The sequence below is a fragment of the Pseudomonas sp. FP1762 genome (assembly GCF_030687105.1).
GTDB lineage: Bacteria > Pseudomonadota > Gammaproteobacteria > Pseudomonadales > Pseudomonadaceae > Aquipseudomonas > Aquipseudomonas siliginis.
On sequence record NZ_CP117458.1, the window covers coordinates 4,356,781 to 4,373,317 of the forward strand.

At 61.9% G+C, this 16,537-nt stretch carries 15 protein-coding genes and 1 pseudogene; 3 read left to right on the top strand and 13 right to left on the bottom strand.

Annotation, left to right across the window (positions count from 1 at the left end; all coding sequences use genetic code 11):
* Nucleotides 1-243: 243 nt before the first annotated feature.
* The 4 genes and pseudogenes from PSH90_RS27585 to PSH90_RS19385 form a co-directional block, all read right to left on the bottom strand.
* A complete protein-coding gene (locus PSH90_RS27585; RefSeq protein ID WP_370695148.1) occupies nt 244-1,137 on the bottom strand; it encodes a methyl-accepting chemotaxis protein in 894 nt (297 codons plus the stop codon).
* 15 nt (nt 1,138-1,152) lie between these two features.
* A pseudogene (locus PSH90_RS27590) lies at nt 1,153-2,211 on the bottom strand (HAMP domain-containing protein); the annotation flags it as partial.
* A 108-nt stretch (nt 2,212-2,319) separates the two neighbouring features.
* On the bottom strand, nt 2,320-3,720 hold the full coding sequence (locus PSH90_RS19380) for a PLP-dependent aminotransferase family protein (RefSeq protein ID WP_256811508.1): 1,401 nt from the start codon (nt 3,718-3,720) through the stop codon (nt 2,320-2,322).
* A 191-nt stretch (nt 3,721-3,911) separates the two neighbouring features.
* On the bottom strand, nt 3,912-4,673 hold the full coding sequence (locus tag PSH90_RS19385; protein WP_305381325.1) for an SDR family oxidoreductase: 762 nt from the start codon (nt 4,671-4,673) through the stop codon (nt 3,912-3,914).
* Nucleotides 4,674-4,908: 235 nt separating this feature from the next.
* On the opposite strand from PSH90_RS19385, the gene PSH90_RS19390 reads away from it, so the two are divergent.
* On the top strand, nt 4,909-5,913 hold the full coding sequence (locus tag PSH90_RS19390) for an NADP-dependent oxidoreductase (protein ID WP_305381326.1): 1,005 nt from the start codon (nt 4,909-4,911) through the stop codon (nt 5,911-5,913).
* Nucleotides 5,914-6,039: 126 nt separating this feature from the next.
* Here PSH90_RS19390 and pyrF read toward each other — a convergent pair whose 3' ends face one another.
* The gene (gene pyrF, locus PSH90_RS19395; RefSeq protein ID WP_122746841.1) at nt 6,040-6,738 is read right to left on the bottom strand and encodes an orotidine-5'-phosphate decarboxylase; all 699 of its coding nucleotides are present in this window, start codon (nt 6,736-6,738) and stop codon (nt 6,040-6,042) included.
* A 262-nt stretch (nt 6,739-7,000) separates the two neighbouring features.
* Here pyrF and PSH90_RS19400 point away from each other — a divergent pair, with 262 nt between their 5' ends.
* Together PSH90_RS19400 and PSH90_RS19405 are read left to right on the top strand one after the other, a co-directional pair.
* On the top strand, nt 7,001-7,750 hold the full coding sequence (locus tag PSH90_RS19400; protein WP_041479472.1) for a response regulator: 750 nt from the start codon (nt 7,001-7,003) through the stop codon (nt 7,748-7,750).
* A complete protein-coding gene (locus PSH90_RS19405; protein ID WP_305381328.1) occupies nt 7,750-8,832 on the top strand; it encodes an ATP-binding protein in 1,083 nt (360 codons plus the stop codon). Before PSH90_RS19400 ends, PSH90_RS19405 begins: the two co-directional genes overlap by 1 nt.
* 618 nt (nt 8,833-9,450) lie before the next feature.
* Here PSH90_RS19405 and PSH90_RS19410 read toward each other — a convergent pair.
* From PSH90_RS19410 to PSH90_RS19445, 8 genes are all read right to left on the bottom strand, one after another.
* Complete coding sequence (locus PSH90_RS19410) at nt 9,451-10,491, bottom strand: AI-2E family transporter (protein WP_041479597.1); 1,041 nt, start codon at nt 10,489-10,491, stop codon at nt 9,451-9,453.
* Between the two features lie 69 nt (nt 10,492-10,560).
* Nucleotides 10,561-11,367: a DUF4892 domain-containing protein gene (locus PSH90_RS19415; protein ID WP_056788158.1), complete on the bottom strand. Its 807-nt coding sequence runs from the start codon at nt 11,365-11,367 to the stop codon at nt 10,561-10,563.
* Between the two features lie 115 nt (nt 11,368-11,482).
* Complete coding sequence (locus PSH90_RS19420; RefSeq protein ID WP_095181598.1) at nt 11,483-12,337, bottom strand: alpha/beta hydrolase; 855 nt, start codon at nt 12,335-12,337, stop codon at nt 11,483-11,485.
* The gene (locus tag PSH90_RS19425) at nt 12,334-13,140 is read right to left on the bottom strand and encodes an alpha/beta fold hydrolase (RefSeq protein WP_041479594.1); all 807 of its coding nucleotides are present in this window, start codon (nt 13,138-13,140) and stop codon (nt 12,334-12,336) included. The genes PSH90_RS19420 and PSH90_RS19425 overlap by 4 nt, the downstream gene beginning before the upstream one ends.
* Before the next feature lie 152 nt (nt 13,141-13,292).
* The gene (locus PSH90_RS19430; protein WP_016773655.1) at nt 13,293-13,736 is read right to left on the bottom strand and encodes a hotdog fold thioesterase; all 444 of its coding nucleotides are present in this window, start codon (nt 13,734-13,736) and stop codon (nt 13,293-13,295) included.
* Nucleotides 13,737-13,767: 31 nt separating this feature from the next.
* Nucleotides 13,768-15,423 (bottom strand): AMP-binding protein, encoded by a 1,656-nt coding sequence (locus PSH90_RS19435; RefSeq protein WP_305381330.1) that lies wholly within the window; start codon nt 15,421-15,423, stop codon nt 13,768-13,770.
* 294 nt (nt 15,424-15,717) lie between these two features.
* Nucleotides 15,718-16,167 carry a phosphohistidine phosphatase SixA gene (gene sixA / locus PSH90_RS19440; RefSeq protein ID WP_150637596.1) on the bottom strand — a complete coding sequence of 150 codons (450 nt, stop codon included), beginning with the start codon at nt 16,165-16,167 and terminating at the stop codon, nt 15,718-15,720.
* Complete coding sequence (locus PSH90_RS19445) at nt 16,164-16,511, bottom strand: DUF4389 domain-containing protein (protein ID WP_016773653.1); 348 nt, start codon at nt 16,509-16,511, stop codon at nt 16,164-16,166. The genes sixA and PSH90_RS19445 overlap by 4 nt, the downstream gene beginning before the upstream one ends.
* Nucleotides 16,512-16,537: the final 26 nt, after the last annotated feature.

Genomic DNA, 16,537 nt, shown 5'->3' on the forward strand with positions numbered 1-16,537 from the left:
TGATAAAAAAGCCACCTTTATTGGTGGCTTTTTTGTGGGCGAATTGAAAGAGGGTGTGAATTGAAGATCGCTTTCGCGAGCAGGCTCGCTCCCGCATTGGGAAGTAGTGTTCTCAGGTAAAAATCGGTCGGCTGTCAGGCCGCCTTCGCTGGCAAGCCAGCTCCCACAGAACAGCAAAAGCAAACCCGGGCCATCCCCACGCGGCGAAGCCGAGAGCCTGGTCGGCCCAAGGGCCGCCAAGGCTCAAAGCCGAAAATGCCCAACCATCGAGCGCAACTCGCCGCCCAACTGCGCCAGCTCAACACTCGAAGCCGCATTCCCGCGCATCGCCACGGAAGAGTGATCCGCACTCGCACGAATCTGCGTAACACTGCGGTTGATCTCCTCCGCCACCGAACTCTGCTCCTCCGCCGCCGCCGCGATCTGCTGATTCATCTGCTGAATCAACGACACCGCCGCGGCAATACTCCCCAGCGCACTCTCGGTCTGCAACGCATCACTGACCGCCAGCTTCACCAGCTCGCCACTGCTGCGAATCTGCTGCACCGACGACTGCGCCGCCGCGCGCAAGGCACTGACCAAGCGCTCGATCTCCTCGGTCGATTGCTGCGTGCGCCGTGCCAGCGCACGCACTTCATCGGCCACCACCGCGAATCCCCTGCCCTGCTCCCCGGCCCGCGCCGCTTCGATTGCCGCGTTCAGCGCCAACAGATTGGTCTGCTCGGCCACGCTTTTGATCACCTCCAGTACCGTGCCGATATTCTGAATCTCGGCACTGAGGCTCTCGATGCTGGAACTGGCCGAGGTCGCTGAATCCGCCAACTGCTCGATCCGCGCCATGCTTTGACGCACCACCTGCTGGCCGCTCTCGACCTTGTCATCCGCCGTCTGCGCCGCCAGCGCCGCCTCTTCGGCATTGCGCGCGACGTCATGTACCGTGGCGGTCATCTGGTTCATGGCGGTGGCGACCTGCTCGGTTTCCTCCTTCTGGCTGTTGACCTCCAGATTGGTCTGCTCGGTCACTGCCGACAGCGATTGCGCGGAACCGGCCAAGCGCTCGATACCGGCCTGCAAGCCGCTGACAATCGTGCCGAGGCCGGCAGCCATCTGCTGCATCGCCAACATCAGCTGACCCATTTCATCGCGGCGCGTCACCTCGACCTTCGCCGTCAGATCACCCGCAGCAATCTGCTGCGCCACGCGAATCACACTGCGCAGCGGCGCCACGATCAGGCGCGTGATCACCCACGCGGCGAGCAATCCGACCAACAAGGCCAGCGCCGAAGAGCCAATGATCAATACCGTGTTCTTTTTCAGCTCCGCCTGCATCGAAGCATCTTCGGCGACGTAGGCCTGATTGACCCGGTCCACCACCTGCGCCGCGCGCTGATGCAGTTGGTCATAAACCGTTTTTTCTTGCGCCAGCAAACCGGTGTATTCAGCCAGTTTCTCGTTGAATCCGGCGATATGCCCTGACATTTCGTTGAGCACCGTCAGATATCCCTCGTCCTTGATCGTGGTTTTCAGCGCCTCGGCCTGCTCCTGCGCTTGCGCGGCCTGCTCGATGTTGCCTTGGCCGGCATTGTCGGCATCGCCCTTGCGGCTTTGATCCAGCCGCACCCGCGCTTCGTTCATCGCCTGCAGCATCAGTCGCGAGACCTGACTGACCTGATTCGCCTGTTCGATGAACTGGGCGCCGTCCTTGCCCTCGGTGTCTTTCAACGTGTAGGCGCCATCATCGGCCAGGCCGCTCTGCAACACGTCGAGGTTATTGGCCACGCTGGACACCGACCAACTGGCCATCTCCAGCGCGAGGTCCTTGGCCTGGCTCAGCGAGACGAATTCATCGAAGGCCTTGCGATACGCGCCCAGCGCTTGCTCGACATCGCTCATCACCGGCACATTGGCCGGGGAATGTGCCTTGAGCTCGCCGGCAAGAACGATCAGCCCATCGACGCCTTCGCGCAAGGCATCGGCGGTTTTCGGATTGCCGCGCAGGGCGTATTCCTGCTCGAGGAGGCGCACCTTGAGCAGGCCGCTGTTGAGCGCGGACATCTGCTTCAAGCCGTCGAAACGCAGACTGATGGTCTGCAGCGACCAGACGCCGATCGCCGCCACCAACGCAGTCAGCAACAAGACCAGCACAAATCCGATACCCAGTTTTTTCGCCATACCGAGGTTGGCAAAACGTCCTTGCACGGCCGAAATCATTGCGCGTAGTCCCCTGCCAAAGTCTATTGCCGAAGATTCGCAACGGGCTCGAACCAGCACAAGACTCTGGCGTCGGAATAATGGCAAAAAGCTACGCCCGCGTCGTTTTCAGAATGCTGGAGGTCGATCCGCGCAAGTATTGCGAAAAAACTGCCGGGCCCGTGGGTCGCAGGCACAGGCCACATTGATGCGCTGCCAGTCACCGCACTCACCGCTGGGACTGAAGGCGTCCGCTGCTGACAACTCCAGCCCGCAGTGCTGGGCCTGCCTGCGCACCGACGTCTGGTCGCGCAAGCGTGCCCGCGCCCAGATGAACAGCCCGCCAACCGGCTTGCCGAACACTTCCCACTCGGCATCTTCCAGGGCCTGCAAGGCCGCCGCGCGATCGGCATTCAAGCGCTGACGCTGGCGCTGCACCAGTTTGCGATAGGCGCCGGTCGCCATCAGTCTGGCCAATACCGCCTCGGCCAGCCTCGAACAGCCCAGGCCGCTGATCATCTTGACCTCCGCCAGGCGCTTCAGCAGTTCGCTGTCCGCCAGGACAAAACCGACCCGCAACGAGCTGCTCAGTGTCTTGGAGAAGCTGCCGACATAAATGACCCGGCCGCCATGGTCCAGCGCCGCCAACCGCGTACCGTTGCCGGTGTGCAGATCAGCGTAGACGTCATCTTCGATCACGCGCAGGTCGTAGGTCTTGCTCAACTGCACGATACGCTGGGCCACCGCAGGCGTCAGGCAACTGCCGGTGGGATTGTGGTGATGACTGCCGATGAACAGGGCGCCGGGACGAAACTGACGCAGCACCGACTCGAGCATGTCGATGTCCGGCCCGCTCGGCGTACGACGAACTTCGAGCATCTGTACGCCGTGCAGACGCAACAGGTCAAACAACGGTGCATAACCGGGCGTTTCCACCACCACGCAATCGCCAGCCTTGAACAGGGTGCGCACGATCAGGTCAAGCGCATGACTGGCACCGCTGGTGCTCATAAGCCGGGTATTGCAGGCGTCGATATTCAGCAGTTTCAGACGCTTGGCAATTTGCTCGCGCAACGCTGGCAACCCCAGTGGCGAGCTGTAATTGAACAGGCTGGCCATGTCGGTGCGTGCCACCTCGCGCAGCGCGTAGCTGAGGTCGTCGGGCTCACGCCAGCTCGGCGGCAAGCCTCCTTGCCCCAAAATCAAGCGACTCGTTGCGGCGTCCACCTCATCACGCCATGCGGGGCGGCCCTCGCACGCTGCCCATTCCGAGTCCGCTTCGCGCAATGCCGGCGAGGCCGCGACGATGAATCCCGCGCCCTGGCGCGTGGTCAATACGCCTTGCGAGACCAGGCGCTCGCAGGCTTCGACAACGCACGACTGGCTGAGCAGATTCCCCCGGGCGATTTGCCGTACGGAGGGTAACCGGGTGGCCGGCGGGATGCCGCTTTGCACAATCCAGTCAGTCATTCCGTCGACGATCTGCTGCACGACCGGCACCATTGCCTGTCGGTCAATTCTCAGTTCCATGAGCTCGCAAACTCCTGTCAGTTTTGCTGGCAGCAGTAAATCACAGCCGCACCGCCGAGGCTGTGCGACAACACCGCCAAATGCGCCAGTTCTAACGGTTTGATACACATTGTTTAACGGTATTCACAGGGACCGACCGCGAGGTACAAAAAAAACCGCACGCAGGCGGGTTCTTTGTATTTCGGCAACTTTCAGAACGCTGTCACGCCGCCGTCCACCGCCAATGAGTGCCCAGTGGTGAACGCTGCGCCATCGCTGCACAGATACAGCACCGCGCTGGCGATTTCCTCGACCTTGCCGATGCGTCCGACCGGATGCATGGCATTGGCGAATTCGCCTTTCTTCGGGTCAGCTTCGTAGGCGCGGCGGAACATGTCTGTGTCGATTACCGCCGGGCACACTGCGTTGACGCGGATTTTCTTCTTCGCGTATTCGATCGCCGCCGATTTGGTCAGGCCGATCACCGCATGTTTCGACGCCGCGTAGATGCTCATCTTCGGCGCCGCACCCAGCCCGGCCACCGACGCCGTGTTGACAATCGCGCCACCGCCCTGCACCAACAGCAGCGGCAACTGATACTTCATGCACAGCCAGACGCCTTTGACGTTGACGCCCATGATCGCGTCGAATTCGTCCAGCGTACCGTCGGCCAGTTTGCCCTTCTCGATTTCGATCCCGGCGTTGTTGAAGGCATAGTCGAGACGACCGTAGGTATTGATCACCTCATCCATCAGATTTTTCACATCGCTTTCCAATGTCACGTCGCAGCGCACGAAGGACGCTTCGCCACCGGCTGTACGAATCAGCGCCACCGTGCCTTCGCCGCCGGCCGCGTCCAGGTCAGCCACCACCACTTTCAGGCCCTCGGCGGCAAACGCCAGGGCTGTCGCGCGGCCGATGCCGTGGGCGGCCCCCGTGATTACAACCACCTGACCGGAAAACGTCATGCTCATGGGTATGTCCTCGAACGCAAAAACTGGAAGATGTTGGCGTCGCAGCATAGCCAAGGGCAGCGAAAGCACGTCAGCACTATGCAATCGCTGTTTACCGGCGCATGCGCCGCAGTGATGAAACCCGCCCCGTAACCATCACTGCACTGGATCGACTCGCATTCGCCGTATCAGCCAACCTTGCGACATCGCCGTTGAAGAGCTATCAACAAGGCTTCATTCCATTCGAGTGCCTGTCATGACCAACCAGACCAATCGCCAGTTCCTGCTCGCCAAACGCCCGGTGGGCGCCGCGACCCGCGAGACTTTCACTTACCAGGAAGTACCGGTCGGCGAGCCACAGGCGGGACAGATTCTGGTGAAAAACGAATACCTATCCCTCGACCCGGCCATGCGCGGCTGGATGAACGAAGGCAAGTCCTACATCCCGCCGGTCGGTCTCGGTGAGGTCATGCGCGCACTGGGCGTGGGAAAAGTCATCGCTTCGAACAATCCTGGCTTCGCCGTCGGCGATTACGTCAATGGCGCCCTCGGTGTGCAGGATTATTTCCTCGGCGAGCCGCGCGGTTTCTACAAGGTCGACCCGAAACTCGCGCCATTGCCACGCTATCTGTCTGCACTGGGCATGACCGGCATGACCGCCTACTTCGCCCTGCTCGACGTCGGCGCACCGAAAACCGGTGACACCGTGGTGCTGTCCGGCGCGGCCGGTGCGGTGGGCAGCGTGGCCGGGCAGATCGCCAAAATCAAAGGCTGCCGCGTCGTTGGCATTGCCGGCGGGGCCGACAAGTGCAAATTCCTCATCGACGAATTGGGCTTCGACGGCGCCATTGATTACAAGGCCGAAGACGTCGTGGCCGGTCTGAAGCGCGAATGCCCGAAGGGCGTGGACGTGTATTTCGATAACGTCGGCGGCGACATTCTCGACGCGGTGCTGAGCCGCTTGAACATGAAAGCGCGGGTGGTGATCTGCGGCGCCATCAGCCAGTACAACAATAAAGAAGCGGTCAAAGGCCCGGCCAATTACCTGTCACTGCTGGTCAATCGCGCGCGCATGGAAGGTTTTGTGGTGATGGACTACGCCGCGCAGTTCGCCAGCGCCGCGCAGGAGATGGCCGGCTGGATGGCCAACGGGCAGCTCAAGAGCAAGGAAGATGTGGTTGATGGGCTGGAGACGTTCCCCGAGACGCTGATGAAACTGTTCAACGGCGAGAACTTTGGCAAGTTGGTTCTGAAGGTTTAAGGCCAGCCTGAAACCAATGTGGGAGCGAGCCTGCTCGCGAAAGCGGTGGATCAGTCGATAATGATGCCGACTGACACTCCCTCTTCGCGAGCAGGCTCGCTCCCACAGTTGGATCTTCAATAAGCTTTAGGCGATTTCGGCTACGACTGCGGCCAACGCCTGCGCCGGATCTGTCGCCTGGCTGATCGGACGGCCGATCACCAGATAATCGGAACCGGCATCCAGCGCCTGACGCGGGGTCAGAATGCGCCGTTGATCATCCTGCGCGCTGCCCGCCGGGCGAATCCCCGGCGTCACCAGTTGCAGCGACGGGTGCGCGGTTTTCAGCGCCGACGCTTCCAGCGCCGAACACACCAGACCGTCCATCCCGGCCTTCTCGGCCAGTGCCGCCAGACGCAGCACTTGTTCCTGCGGCTCGATATCCAGACCGATACCGGCCAGATCCTCGCGCTCCATGCTGGTCAGCACGGTCACACCAATCAGCAACGGTTGCGGACCACTGCGCTTGTCCAGCTCTTCACGGCAGGCGGCCATCATGCGCAGACCGCCCGAGCAGTGCACGTTGACCATCCACACACCCATCTCGGCAGCGGCTTTCACAGCCATCGCAGTGGTGTTGGGGATGTCGTGGAATTTGAGATCCAGAAACACTTCAAAACCCTTGTCACGCAGGGTGCCGACGATTTCCGCCGCGCAACTGGTGAACAGTTCCTTGCCCACTTTGACCCGGCACAGTTTCGGGTCCAACTGGTCGGCCAGCTTCAGTGCGGCGTCACGGGTGGGGAAATCCAGGGCGACGATGATAGGAGTCTGGCAGGCGGACATGGATGGGCTCTCAGGCTGGTCGAAAACGGCGCGCATTGTAGCGGAACCGGCGGCGGCGCGGCACCCGATGATCGGTAAATCGTCGCGCTGGCGGTTATCAGCTTAGCCGGCGCGGCTATTGTGTCGACTCCGATACACAACCGACACGCCGGCAACACGCACCCGGGTTAGCCTCGCCCGGCGCAACACGTCCTTACAACAGCACTTCCCGCCCCCCGGCCGGACGCCTATGCTGAAACCACCCCTGGCAGTGAACAGCCCCATGCACAACGCCCCGACAACCGTGACGGATGAAAGCAAAGACGACAAGCGCTGGAGCATCCGCGCGCTGATCGTCGACGATGACGTGCCGATCCGTGAGCTGATGATCGATTACCTCGCCCGCTTCAACATCCACGCCAGCGGCGTCACCGACGGCGCAGCGATGCGCCAGGCGCTGCAGGGCGAACATTTCGACGTCATCGTCCTCGACCTGATGCTACCCGGCGAAGACGGTCTGTCGCTGTGTCGCTGGCTGCGCGCCGAATCGGACATCCCGATCCTGATGCTCACCGCCCGCTGCGAACCCACCGACCGCATCATCGGCCTGGAACTGGGCGCCGACGATTACATGGCCAAACCGTTCGAACCACGCGAACTGGTCGCCCGCATCCAGACCATCCTGCGCCGCGTGCGCGACGACCGCACTGACCAGCGCGCCAACATTCGCTTCGACAACTGGCGCCTCAACAGCGTCCTGCGCCAAGTGGTCGCCGACAACGGCCTGGTAGTGCCCTTGTCCAACGCCGAATTCCGCCTGCTCTGGGTCTTCATCGAACGCCCGCGCCGCGTGCTCAGCCGCGAACAACTGCTTGACGCCGCTCGCGGTCGCTCGATCGAAGCCTTCGACCGCAGCATCGACCTGCTGGTCTCGCGCCTGCGGCAAAAACTCGGCGACGACCCGAAAGCCCCGCAGTTGATCAAGACCGTGCGCGGCGAGGGTTACCTGTTCGACGCGCGGGACATAGGCTGATGAAGGCGCGCTTCGACACCCTGTTCGGTCGCCTGTTCGGGGTGCTGTTCGCGGCAATTGTCCTGGCGCACCTGCTGGCCTTCGCCTGGTTCAGGCTCTACGGCCCTCCTCCGCCCCCACCACCGCCCGAGTTCTCAGCGAACATCGACGGCCAACCGCCCATGCACGACGCCGCTTATCCACCGAGGCAAGCGCGGCCCTGGTTCGGTGGCCCGGTGGTGCCGCTGACCTTTCAATTCATCACGCTGATGATCGCCGCCTGGTACGGTGCCAAGCTGCTCACCCGGCCGATCCAGCGCCTGAGCGACGCCGCCGAGCGCCTGAGCGAAGACCTCGACAGCGCCCCCCTCGACGAATCCGGCCCGCGCGAAGCCCGGCAAGCGGCGCACACCTTCAACCTCATGCAACGGCGCATCCGCGAACAGGTCCAGCAACGCGCGCGCATGCTCGGCGCCGTCTCCCACGACCTGCGCACGCCACTGTCACGCCTGAAACTGCGTCTGGAAAACATCAGCGACGACAAACTGCAAAGCCAGATGCGCCAGGACCTGGACGACATGATCGGCATGCTCGACGCCACCCTCACCTATCTGCACGAACAACGCACCAGCGAAGCCTTGCAGTTGCTGGACGTGCAGGCGCTGGTCGAATCGCTGTGCGAGAACGCCCAGGACCAGGGCGCCGATGTACAGGCCAGCGGCCACTGCGCGCCTTTGCCAGTGCAACCGATGGCGCTGCGTTCGTGCATCAACAACCTGCTGGACAACGCGCTGCGTTACGCCGGACAGGCACGGATTGAACTGCTGGAACAGCGCGAAGAACTGCTGATTCGGGTGATTGATCACGGACCGGGTATTGCTGAAGAACAGCGGGAAGCGGTTTTTGAGCCGTTCTATCGACTGGAGGGATCGCGTAATCGCAACTCCGGCGGCGTAGGGCTGGGCATGACCATCGCCCGCGAAGCCGCGCAGCGGCTGGGTGGGCAATTGACGCTGGAAGACACACCGGGCGGCGGGTTGACCGCAATTGTTCGGTTGCCGCGGTGCTCGCTCCCACATTGGAGTGGTGTTCATCCGGGATAATGGGTTGGCTGTGAGGGCGCTATCGCTGGCAAGCCAGCTCCCACAGGGGATCGAGTGATCTCAGAGGGCGATGGGTTGGCAGTGAGGACGTCATCGCGAGCAGGCTCACTCCTACACTTGGACTGGGTACAACCTCAAGAAACAGGTCGGCTGTCAGGCCGCCTTCGCGAGCAGGCTCGCTCCCACAAAAGCAAAAGCAAAAGCAAAAGCAAAAGCAAAAGCAAAGCAGCGCAGCTGCCCGCGGCGAAGCCGCCCCACTCAACAATGAGCGCAAGCTCGAGTACTGCTTTTGATCTTGATCCACCGGCGACGTCGGAAGGCTGAGCGGAGGGATTGATCCGGGCGTGGGAGCGCAGCGACCGTACGACGCAGTCGTACACAGCGAGTGTAGGTGCAGCGAAGCAAACCGGAGCCGCTGCGCCCAGATCGATCCCGCAGCGAAGGAACCCGAGCCTGCGAGGGCCGAACGCAGGAGCAAGCCTTTTGGGTTACCTTTTTGGCGTTTGAAAAAGGTGACCCGCCGTAAGGGCGGAACCGCCAGCCGCCGCAGCGAAACATTCGGATATTCACACCAAACAAACCCAAGCATGGTCGGCCCAAAGGCCGCCAAGCCCCCCCCTAGACCCGAGCCTGACTCTTACTCCAATCCGTCAAAAGACTATAAGCCACAGCCAACAACGTAGGCCCAATAAACAACCCGATAAAGCCAAACGCAATCAACCCGCCAAACACCCCGAGCAACACAATCACCAACGGCAGATTACCGCCACGGCTGATCAGATACGGCTTGAGCACGTTGTCCACGCCACTGATGATGAACGTCCCCCAGATCCCGAGAAACACCGCCATCCCGTACTCGCCCTTCCACGCCAACCACGCCGTGGCCGGCACCCACACCAGCGGTGGCCCCATCGGAATCAGACTCAGCAGAAACGTGACGATCCCCAGCACCAGCGCCCCGGGAACCCCGGCAATGAAAAAGCCGATCAACGCCAGCACTGCCTGCGCCGCCGCTGTACCAATCACACCGTTGACCACCCGCTGCACCGTACCGGCGACAAGTTCGATGTAATAGCCAGCACGATCACCAATCAAGCGCTGCAGCAGACTGTGCACAAACGCCGCCAGTCGCGGCCCGTCACGGTAGAAAAAGAACACGAACACCAGACTCAGCGTCAGCTCGAGAATCCCCCCGCCGATCTGCGCGCTGCGTGCCAGCAACCAGTTGCCGACCTGCCCCAGATACGGCTTGATCGAGACCATCAACGCCGCGCCCTGTTGATCGATGCTATCCCACATCGACACCAGCCGCTCACCAACCAAAGGCACGCTGCCAAGCCAGGTCGGTGCTTCCGGCAAACCGTCGACCTGCACATCCTTGATGAATGCCGTGGCATCGCGCACATGATCGGCGAGGTTGAAACCCAGCCACACCAGTGGCGCCGCCACCAGCAACATCCAGCCCAGTGTCAGGATCAACGCGGCCAGCGATTCGCGGCCATTGAGCCAGCGCGTGAGCAAACGCATCAGCGGCCAACTGGCAAACGCCAGCACCGCGCCCCAGAACAGCGCCGACCAGAACGGCGCCATCACCCAAAGGCTGGCACCAAACAACACCAGCAGCAGAATCTGCACCAGCAGGCGATCGTTATTGAGCATGGGAAGTCCCGGCAAAGTCAGTCAGCGAAAGAGTAGGCGAACACTGTGTGCGTGCTCGCCCGGCACAGCTTATCGCAACAAGTCGATGCGCAGGCCAGAGCCTTCGAGATTGCCGGCTTCCAGACGTGCCGCCCGTACGCCCTGATTGATCAGCGCCTGGCGCCAGGCTTCGGCCTTGGGCCCGGAAACCGTAACCCGCAAGGTCGTGTCGAGATTCAGACCACGGGAAATCAGGCGCAGCCAGGTGGCATCCGGTTCATCGACCAGTTTCGGAAAATCCAGCTCGCCGGTGCTTTTCAACTGACGCAGCAGGGTCGCCGAGGTCGGCAGCAATTCGCCCAAGGGCGCCGCAGCCTCGAATTGCTCGACATGCAGATAGGCTTTGCGATTGCCGCGAGTGATGCTGTAGAGCGCCACCAGCGTGTTGTCCTTTGGCGCCGCCAGCCTCAACAACAGATAAGCCTGTTGCTCGTCAGAGCCATACAGCTTGGCGTTGCCGAAGACCTCGTTGGCCCACAGGCTGCTTTCGCCGCAATCGCGGGCCTGGCACCAGAACAGCAATTCGGCATCCTGCTGTTGCAGGGCTTCGCGGGCGGCAGTAAAGGCTTCGGTGGCGGAATGTTCCGGCGGCAACTCGTAGGTCACCGAGGTAGTCTGGCCGCGGGCGGTGACCTGACCGTCGAACCGCAACTGGCCGCTGATCTTGCGGATCGAGCCCAGCGGGTAGATGCGCTCCAGCTCGGCCGCCGGGCGATAGTCGACGATCTGAGCATCGGCCAGACGCGGCACGATTTGCAGATCCTGGCTGCCCGGCACATCGGCAGCGAAGGACAAGGAGCTGAAGCAGCACAGCGCGAAGAGACTGAGTGACCGCATAGTCAGCCTCACCGGACGGTCATGGCTGGGCGGGTCGGGGTCGCAGCGGTATAGAAATCCATCGAGTTTGTCTCCCATTTCAACCCGCCCAGCCTCGACAGTTGCCCGCTGCAAGTCAAGGCATGGCGAAGAAGCGATTGAAACAGTCTGCTACAAGACCTGCGCCAGCCTCGTCATTCAAGTGCAAATGATGCCCGCCCGGCAACTGTTCGTGGCTGAAGGGTAGACGCTCCAGCAACTCAGGATGCCTGGCCAGCATGCCATCCGCCGCGACCACCAGACGCGCCGGGCAACTGACGCGCGAGGCAAACGCCATCGCCTGTTCTTCAGTAAGGCGCAGCGGCGATGGCAGAGTCAGGCGATTGTCGGTGCGCCAGGTGTAACCGCCGGGCACCGGCATCAACCCGCGCTGGGCCAACAGTTCAGCGGCTTCGCGACTGACCGCCACCAGGCCTTTCATCCGCGCCTCGATGGCACGCTCGAGGGTGGTGTAGACCGGTTTGCGCTTTTCCCGCAGATCAAGTTGCGCCTGCAGGGCCATGCCCATGCGTTCGGCAGCGTTTTCGCCCTTGTCTGTCGGAGGAATCACGCCGTCGATCAGCGCGAGATGGCTGATGCGCTCGGGCAGCGAACCGGCCAGCACCATCGAGACAATCGCGCCCATCGAATGCCCGAGCAGGCCGAAACGCTTCCAGCCCAGTTGTTCAGCGACTTGCAACACATCATGGGCGTAGTCCCACAAGGCATAACCGGCGCCGCTTGGTCGATGAGCGGAATGACCGTGGCCGGCCATGTCCAGCGCGACGATGCGCAAGCCATCAAGCTTGGGCGCCAGCCGGGCGAAGCTATTGGCGTTGTCGAGCCAGCCGTGCAACGCGATCACCGGCAAGCCGTCCTCGGGGCCGAACATATGCGCGGCCAATTCGATGTGCGGCAGGTTCAGGCGCACTTCTTCGCAGGTCGGGCTCATGCGCAATCCTTGTTCTGTCGCTGTTCCCAGCGCATGAACAGATTCTTGAGCAGCCGAGCCGTGTCCTGCGGGCGCTCCAGCGGGAACATATGCCCCCCAGGCATGCTCAGCGCCTCGCCCTGGGGCAGACGCGAGACGAAACGTGTGTGATGGCGCATGACCACGCGGCTCTTGTGCCCGCGCACGATGGCCAGCGGCACCTGCAACTGGCGGGTGCGCCCGGGACTGGTGTGCGGCACGCCGCGATAAATGCTGATTTCGGTGGCCGGGTCAAAACGCAGACGCAGCTTGTCGTCGACCTGATGCAAACCGTGTTGCAGGTAGGCATCGAAGCATTCCGGATCGAAGCCGCGAAACAGGGTTTTGCCGGAAAAGTAACTGCGTGCACTGTCGAGATCGGCGAATTCTTCACGCCGCCCGAGGGTGCGCCCGGCGGGTGTCAGCCGGTCGATGAAACCAAAGCGCTTGGCCGCGCGAATCACCCACTGATCAGTGCGGGTCAGTACTGGCGAGTCGAGCATGACCACGCCGCGATACAGCTCGGGACAACGCAACGCCGCGTGCAAATGCAGCAGACCGCCAAAAGAATGGCCGACGCCCCACACCGGCTGCTCCTGCTGCTCGAGGTGATGGATCAGTTCATCGACCAGGTTGTACCAGTTGTCGTCCGCCGGAAAACGCGGGTCATGGGCATGCTGCTCCAGATGCGCGACCCGATACTCCGGCGCCAGCGCCGCGAACAACTTGCCATAGGTCCCCGAAGGGAAGCCGTTGGCGTGGGCGAAAAAGATCGGTTGCGACATGCGGGCAAATCCATGAGCGGGAATCGTGGCGATGATTGTCCGCAAGAGCCGGCGTCGCAGCAATGACCATAACTGCCAGAAATGGTGGTGGAGACGCTTCGCAAGCAAAAGACCACAACACCGAAGGCTGCGATCTTTTGATCTACAACCTGTCAACGCAGCGGCGGCTGTTCCCCCAGCGGCACCACCGCCATGGTCAGGCGCGACACGCAACTGGCCTTGCCTTCGTCGCTGGTCAAACGGATGTCCCAGACATGCGTGGTGCGGCCGATATGAATTGGCGTGGCCACCGCCGTCACCCTTCCGCTGCGCAAGCCGCGCAAGTGGTTGGCGTTGATCTCCAGGCCGACGCAATAGAATTTGCTGGCATCGATGCACAGATAACTGGCCATCGAGCCGACGGTTTCCGCCAGCACCACCGATGCGCCGCCATGCAGCAGACCGTAAGGCTGGTGGGTGCGATGGTCGATGACCATGCTCGCGGTCAGCGACTGTTCGTCGAAGGCTTCGAAGCGAATATCCAGCACTTCGCCAATGGTGTTCTTCTGGATTGCGTTCAACTGTTCAATGTCGGGAGTAGTACGCCACAAGCTCATCGCAGACTTCCTTTGTTGTTGTAATCGACGCTCAATCCTGCCACAGCACTGCCTCGCTGCGCGCGCTCCATTCTTCGAAACGCGCGCCGTAGCGGTCTTCGATGACGTTGCGTTTGATTTTCAGGGTCGGCGTGAGGAAGCCGTTGTCCACCGCCCAACTGTCCTTGACCACTACCAGTCGGTGCAGGCGTTCGTGCTTGTCGAGGGCGGCGTTGACCTCCTGCAGCAATTTTTCCAGGCTCGCGTGCAGGCTGGCACGAGGCTCTTGCTGATTGACCGCCGACAGCACGCACAACCCCAGCGGTGCACTCAGGCCATCGCCCACCACGCATACTTGCTCGATGCGTGAATGCACGGCCAGACGGTTTTCGATCGGCGCTGGCGCGACGTATTTGCCCTTGCTGGTCTTGAAGATTTCCTTGAGTCGCCCGGTCAGGCGCAGGCGCCCTTCGCTGTCCTGCTCACCCTTGTCGCCGGTGCGCAGAAAGCCGTCTGCGGTCAGCGTCTCGGCGGTTTTCTGCGGTTCCTTGAAATAGCCGAGCATGTTGGCCTGGCTGCGCACCTGCACTTCGCCGGACTCATCGATGCGCACCTCGACTTCCGGGCACGGCTGGCCGATCCAGCCCTGTTTGTATCGCCCCGGCAGACAGATATGCGAATAGCCGCAGCCCTCGGTCATGCCGTACACCTCCAGCACATCGAGGCCAAGTTTCTGATACCAGGCGAGCAAGGTCTGCGGTACCGGCGCGGCGCCGGACAACGCTACGCGCAAGGCATCCAGGCCGAGCCCGGCGAGCACTTTGTGCCCGACCCGCTTGCCGATGAAGGGCAGCCCGAGGAGAAAATCCAGGCGCTGCGCCGGGATCTTGCTGTAAACACCCATCTGGAATTTGGTCCAGATACGCGGCACGCCGAACATTGCCGTAGGCCGCGCGCGCTGCAGATCGGTGATGAAAGTCTCGAGGCTTTCGGCGAAGAACACTGTCTGCCCGGTATAGATCGAGGCCAATTCGACAAACATGCGCTCGGCAACGTGGCACAGCGGCAGATACGACAGCAGCCGATCGTTCTCGTTGAGCCCGAACAGCTGCGTGCCGCGACTGGTGGCGAAACCGAGATTGGCGAAACTGTGCATCACGCCTTTAGGCAGGCCCGTGGTGCCGGAGGTGTAGATGATCGTCGCCAATTGTCCGGCGGCGGGGCGTGGATCGTCCTGGATTGGCGAACAGCTCTGCAGGTCCGCCCAGCTGTAATCGAACTCGCCTGGCGGATGCAGCGGCAGGCTGATGGTCGGCAGGCCCGCCGGCACGCCTTGCGCCATGCCTGCCCAGTCATCGAGCTTGCCGATGAACGCCAGCGCACTTTCCGAATGAGTCAGCACTTGCGCCACGGACTCGGCGGTGAGATTGGGGTACAGCGGCACCGACACATGCCCGGCCATCCAGATCGCCAGGTCGGCGATGATCCAGTGCGCGCAATTTTTCGAGATCAGCGCAATGTGGCTGCCGGGCGGCAGCTCCCGCGCGCGCAACCAGTGCGCGGCGCAGCGGGCCTGATGGCCGACATCGGCCCACGTCAGCGTCTCGACCTGACCGCCGCCGATGGGCTGCACAAGAAAGCGCTGGCGCGGGTGCCGGGCTTCCCGTTCGTAGAACACGTCCAGCGGCAAACGGAAGGCGGCAGACATGCGACTCGCTCCTGTTTTTTTGGTCTGGAGCAAGCGTAGTCAACCAAGCAAGTGCTTGGTTGAATTTTTTACCAAAAGAAACAAGATCAAAAGATCGCAGCCTTCGGCAGCTCCTACAGAGGAATGCATTCCAATGCAGGAGCTGCCGAAGGCTGCGATCTTTGCTTTTAAGGGTGCTTGAGGCTGTTGAGCTTCATCGAGCGAGCCTGCTCGCGAATGCAGTATGTCAGCCCCAAAAAAGGGTGAATGACACGCCGCCTTCGCGAGCAGGCTCGCTCCCACAGGGATATGGCGTTAAGGGTGCTTGAGGCTATTGAGCTTCATCGAGCCAATCAGCAGCTCGCTGTGCTCAAGCTCCGCCAGCCCCGCCGTACTCACCCGCTCCGGCGGATGTCCGGCGCCGTGCTGCAGATAGCTGAGCAGGTTGCCCACCAACGGGTTGTGGCTGACCAGCAAAACATTACTGACGGACACCAATTGCTCGGCGACCTTGTCCGGATCGCTATCCGGCGTCAGCCACTCGACCGTGCGAATCTCCGGCTCGAAACCCAATGCGTCGCGCACGATCTGCGCGGTTTGCTGCGCGCGCAGATAAGGGCTGGCGTAAATCGCCGTCAGCGGCTGGCCCATGAGATGCGCGGCGCTGCTCAGGACTTCTTTACGACCATGCTCGGTCAACTCGCGCTCGGAATCGATCTTCGAGTGAGGCACCGCCTCACCATGACGCAATACCCACAGTTTCATAGTTTGGGCTCCTCATCGCGCACCGGATGCGCGGCCGGGGCGACGGTGTGCGGCGCTTCACCTTCCGGGGTGCGCGGCGCCGGCCAGTCGGCGAACGGCCAGGGCTTCTGGTCACTGTGAAACGTGCCGAAGCGGCCAATCTGCGCGAGGAACTGGCTGAGGCTGTCGCCGAAATTCATCAGGCTGGCGCTCGGTGCGCCGTAGATCAGGCGGTAGATCAGTTGCACCAATACCACCGCGCCGAGGATGAATTGCGCGACTTGCCAGACCAGCAGATAAACGATCATCCACAACACCCGCAGGAGGATGGATTCGTACTGGGTTTCGCTTTTCGGATCGTTCATGGCTTGCTTCCTGTCCGTGTAACAGC

Bases quoted from the DNA above. Each gene is read 5' to 3' on its own strand.
- PSH90_RS27585 (WP_370695148.1), bottom strand. From the start codon at position 1,137: ATGGGTCAGCTGATGTTGGCGATGCAGCAGATGGCTGCCGGCCTCGGC.
- PSH90_RS19380 (WP_256811508.1), bottom strand. From the start codon at position 3,720: ATGGAACTGAGAATTGACCGACAGGCAATGGTGCCGGTCGTGCAGCAG.
- PSH90_RS19385 (WP_305381325.1), bottom strand. From the start codon at position 4,673: ATGAGCATGACGTTTTCCGGTCAGGTGGTTGTAATCACGGGGGCCGCC.
- PSH90_RS19390 (WP_305381326.1), top strand. From the start codon at position 4,909: ATGACCAACCAGACCAATCGCCAGTTCCTGCTCGCCAAACGCCCGGTG.
- pyrF (WP_122746841.1), bottom strand. From the start codon at position 6,738: ATGTCCGCCTGCCAGACTCCTATCATCGTCGCCCTGGATTTCCCCACC.
- PSH90_RS19400 (WP_041479472.1), top strand. From the start codon at position 7,001: ATGCACAACGCCCCGACAACCGTGACGGATGAAAGCAAAGACGACAAG.
- PSH90_RS19405 (WP_305381328.1), top strand. From the start codon at position 7,750: ATGAAGGCGCGCTTCGACACCCTGTTCGGTCGCCTGTTCGGGGTGCTG.
- PSH90_RS19410 (WP_041479597.1), bottom strand. From the start codon at position 10,491: ATGCTCAATAACGATCGCCTGCTGGTGCAGATTCTGCTGCTGGTGTTG.
- PSH90_RS19415 (WP_056788158.1), bottom strand. From the start codon at position 11,367: ATGCGGTCACTCAGTCTCTTCGCGCTGTGCTGCTTCAGCTCCTTGTCC.
- PSH90_RS19420 (WP_095181598.1), bottom strand. From the start codon at position 12,337: ATGAGCCCGACCTGCGAAGAAGTGCGCCTGAACCTGCCGCACATCGAA.
- PSH90_RS19425 (WP_041479594.1), bottom strand. From the start codon at position 13,140: ATGTCGCAACCGATCTTTTTCGCCCACGCCAACGGCTTCCCTTCGGGG.
- PSH90_RS19430 (WP_016773655.1), bottom strand. From the start codon at position 13,736: ATGAGCTTGTGGCGTACTACTCCCGACATTGAACAGTTGAACGCAATC.
- PSH90_RS19435 (WP_305381330.1), bottom strand. From the start codon at position 15,423: ATGTCTGCCGCCTTCCGTTTGCCGCTGGACGTGTTCTACGAACGGGAA.
- sixA (WP_150637596.1), bottom strand. From the start codon at position 16,167: ATGAAACTGTGGGTATTGCGTCATGGTGAGGCGGTGCCTCACTCGAAG.
- PSH90_RS19445 (WP_016773653.1), bottom strand. From the start codon at position 16,511: ATGAACGATCCGAAAAGCGAAACCCAGTACGAATCCATCCTCCTGCGG.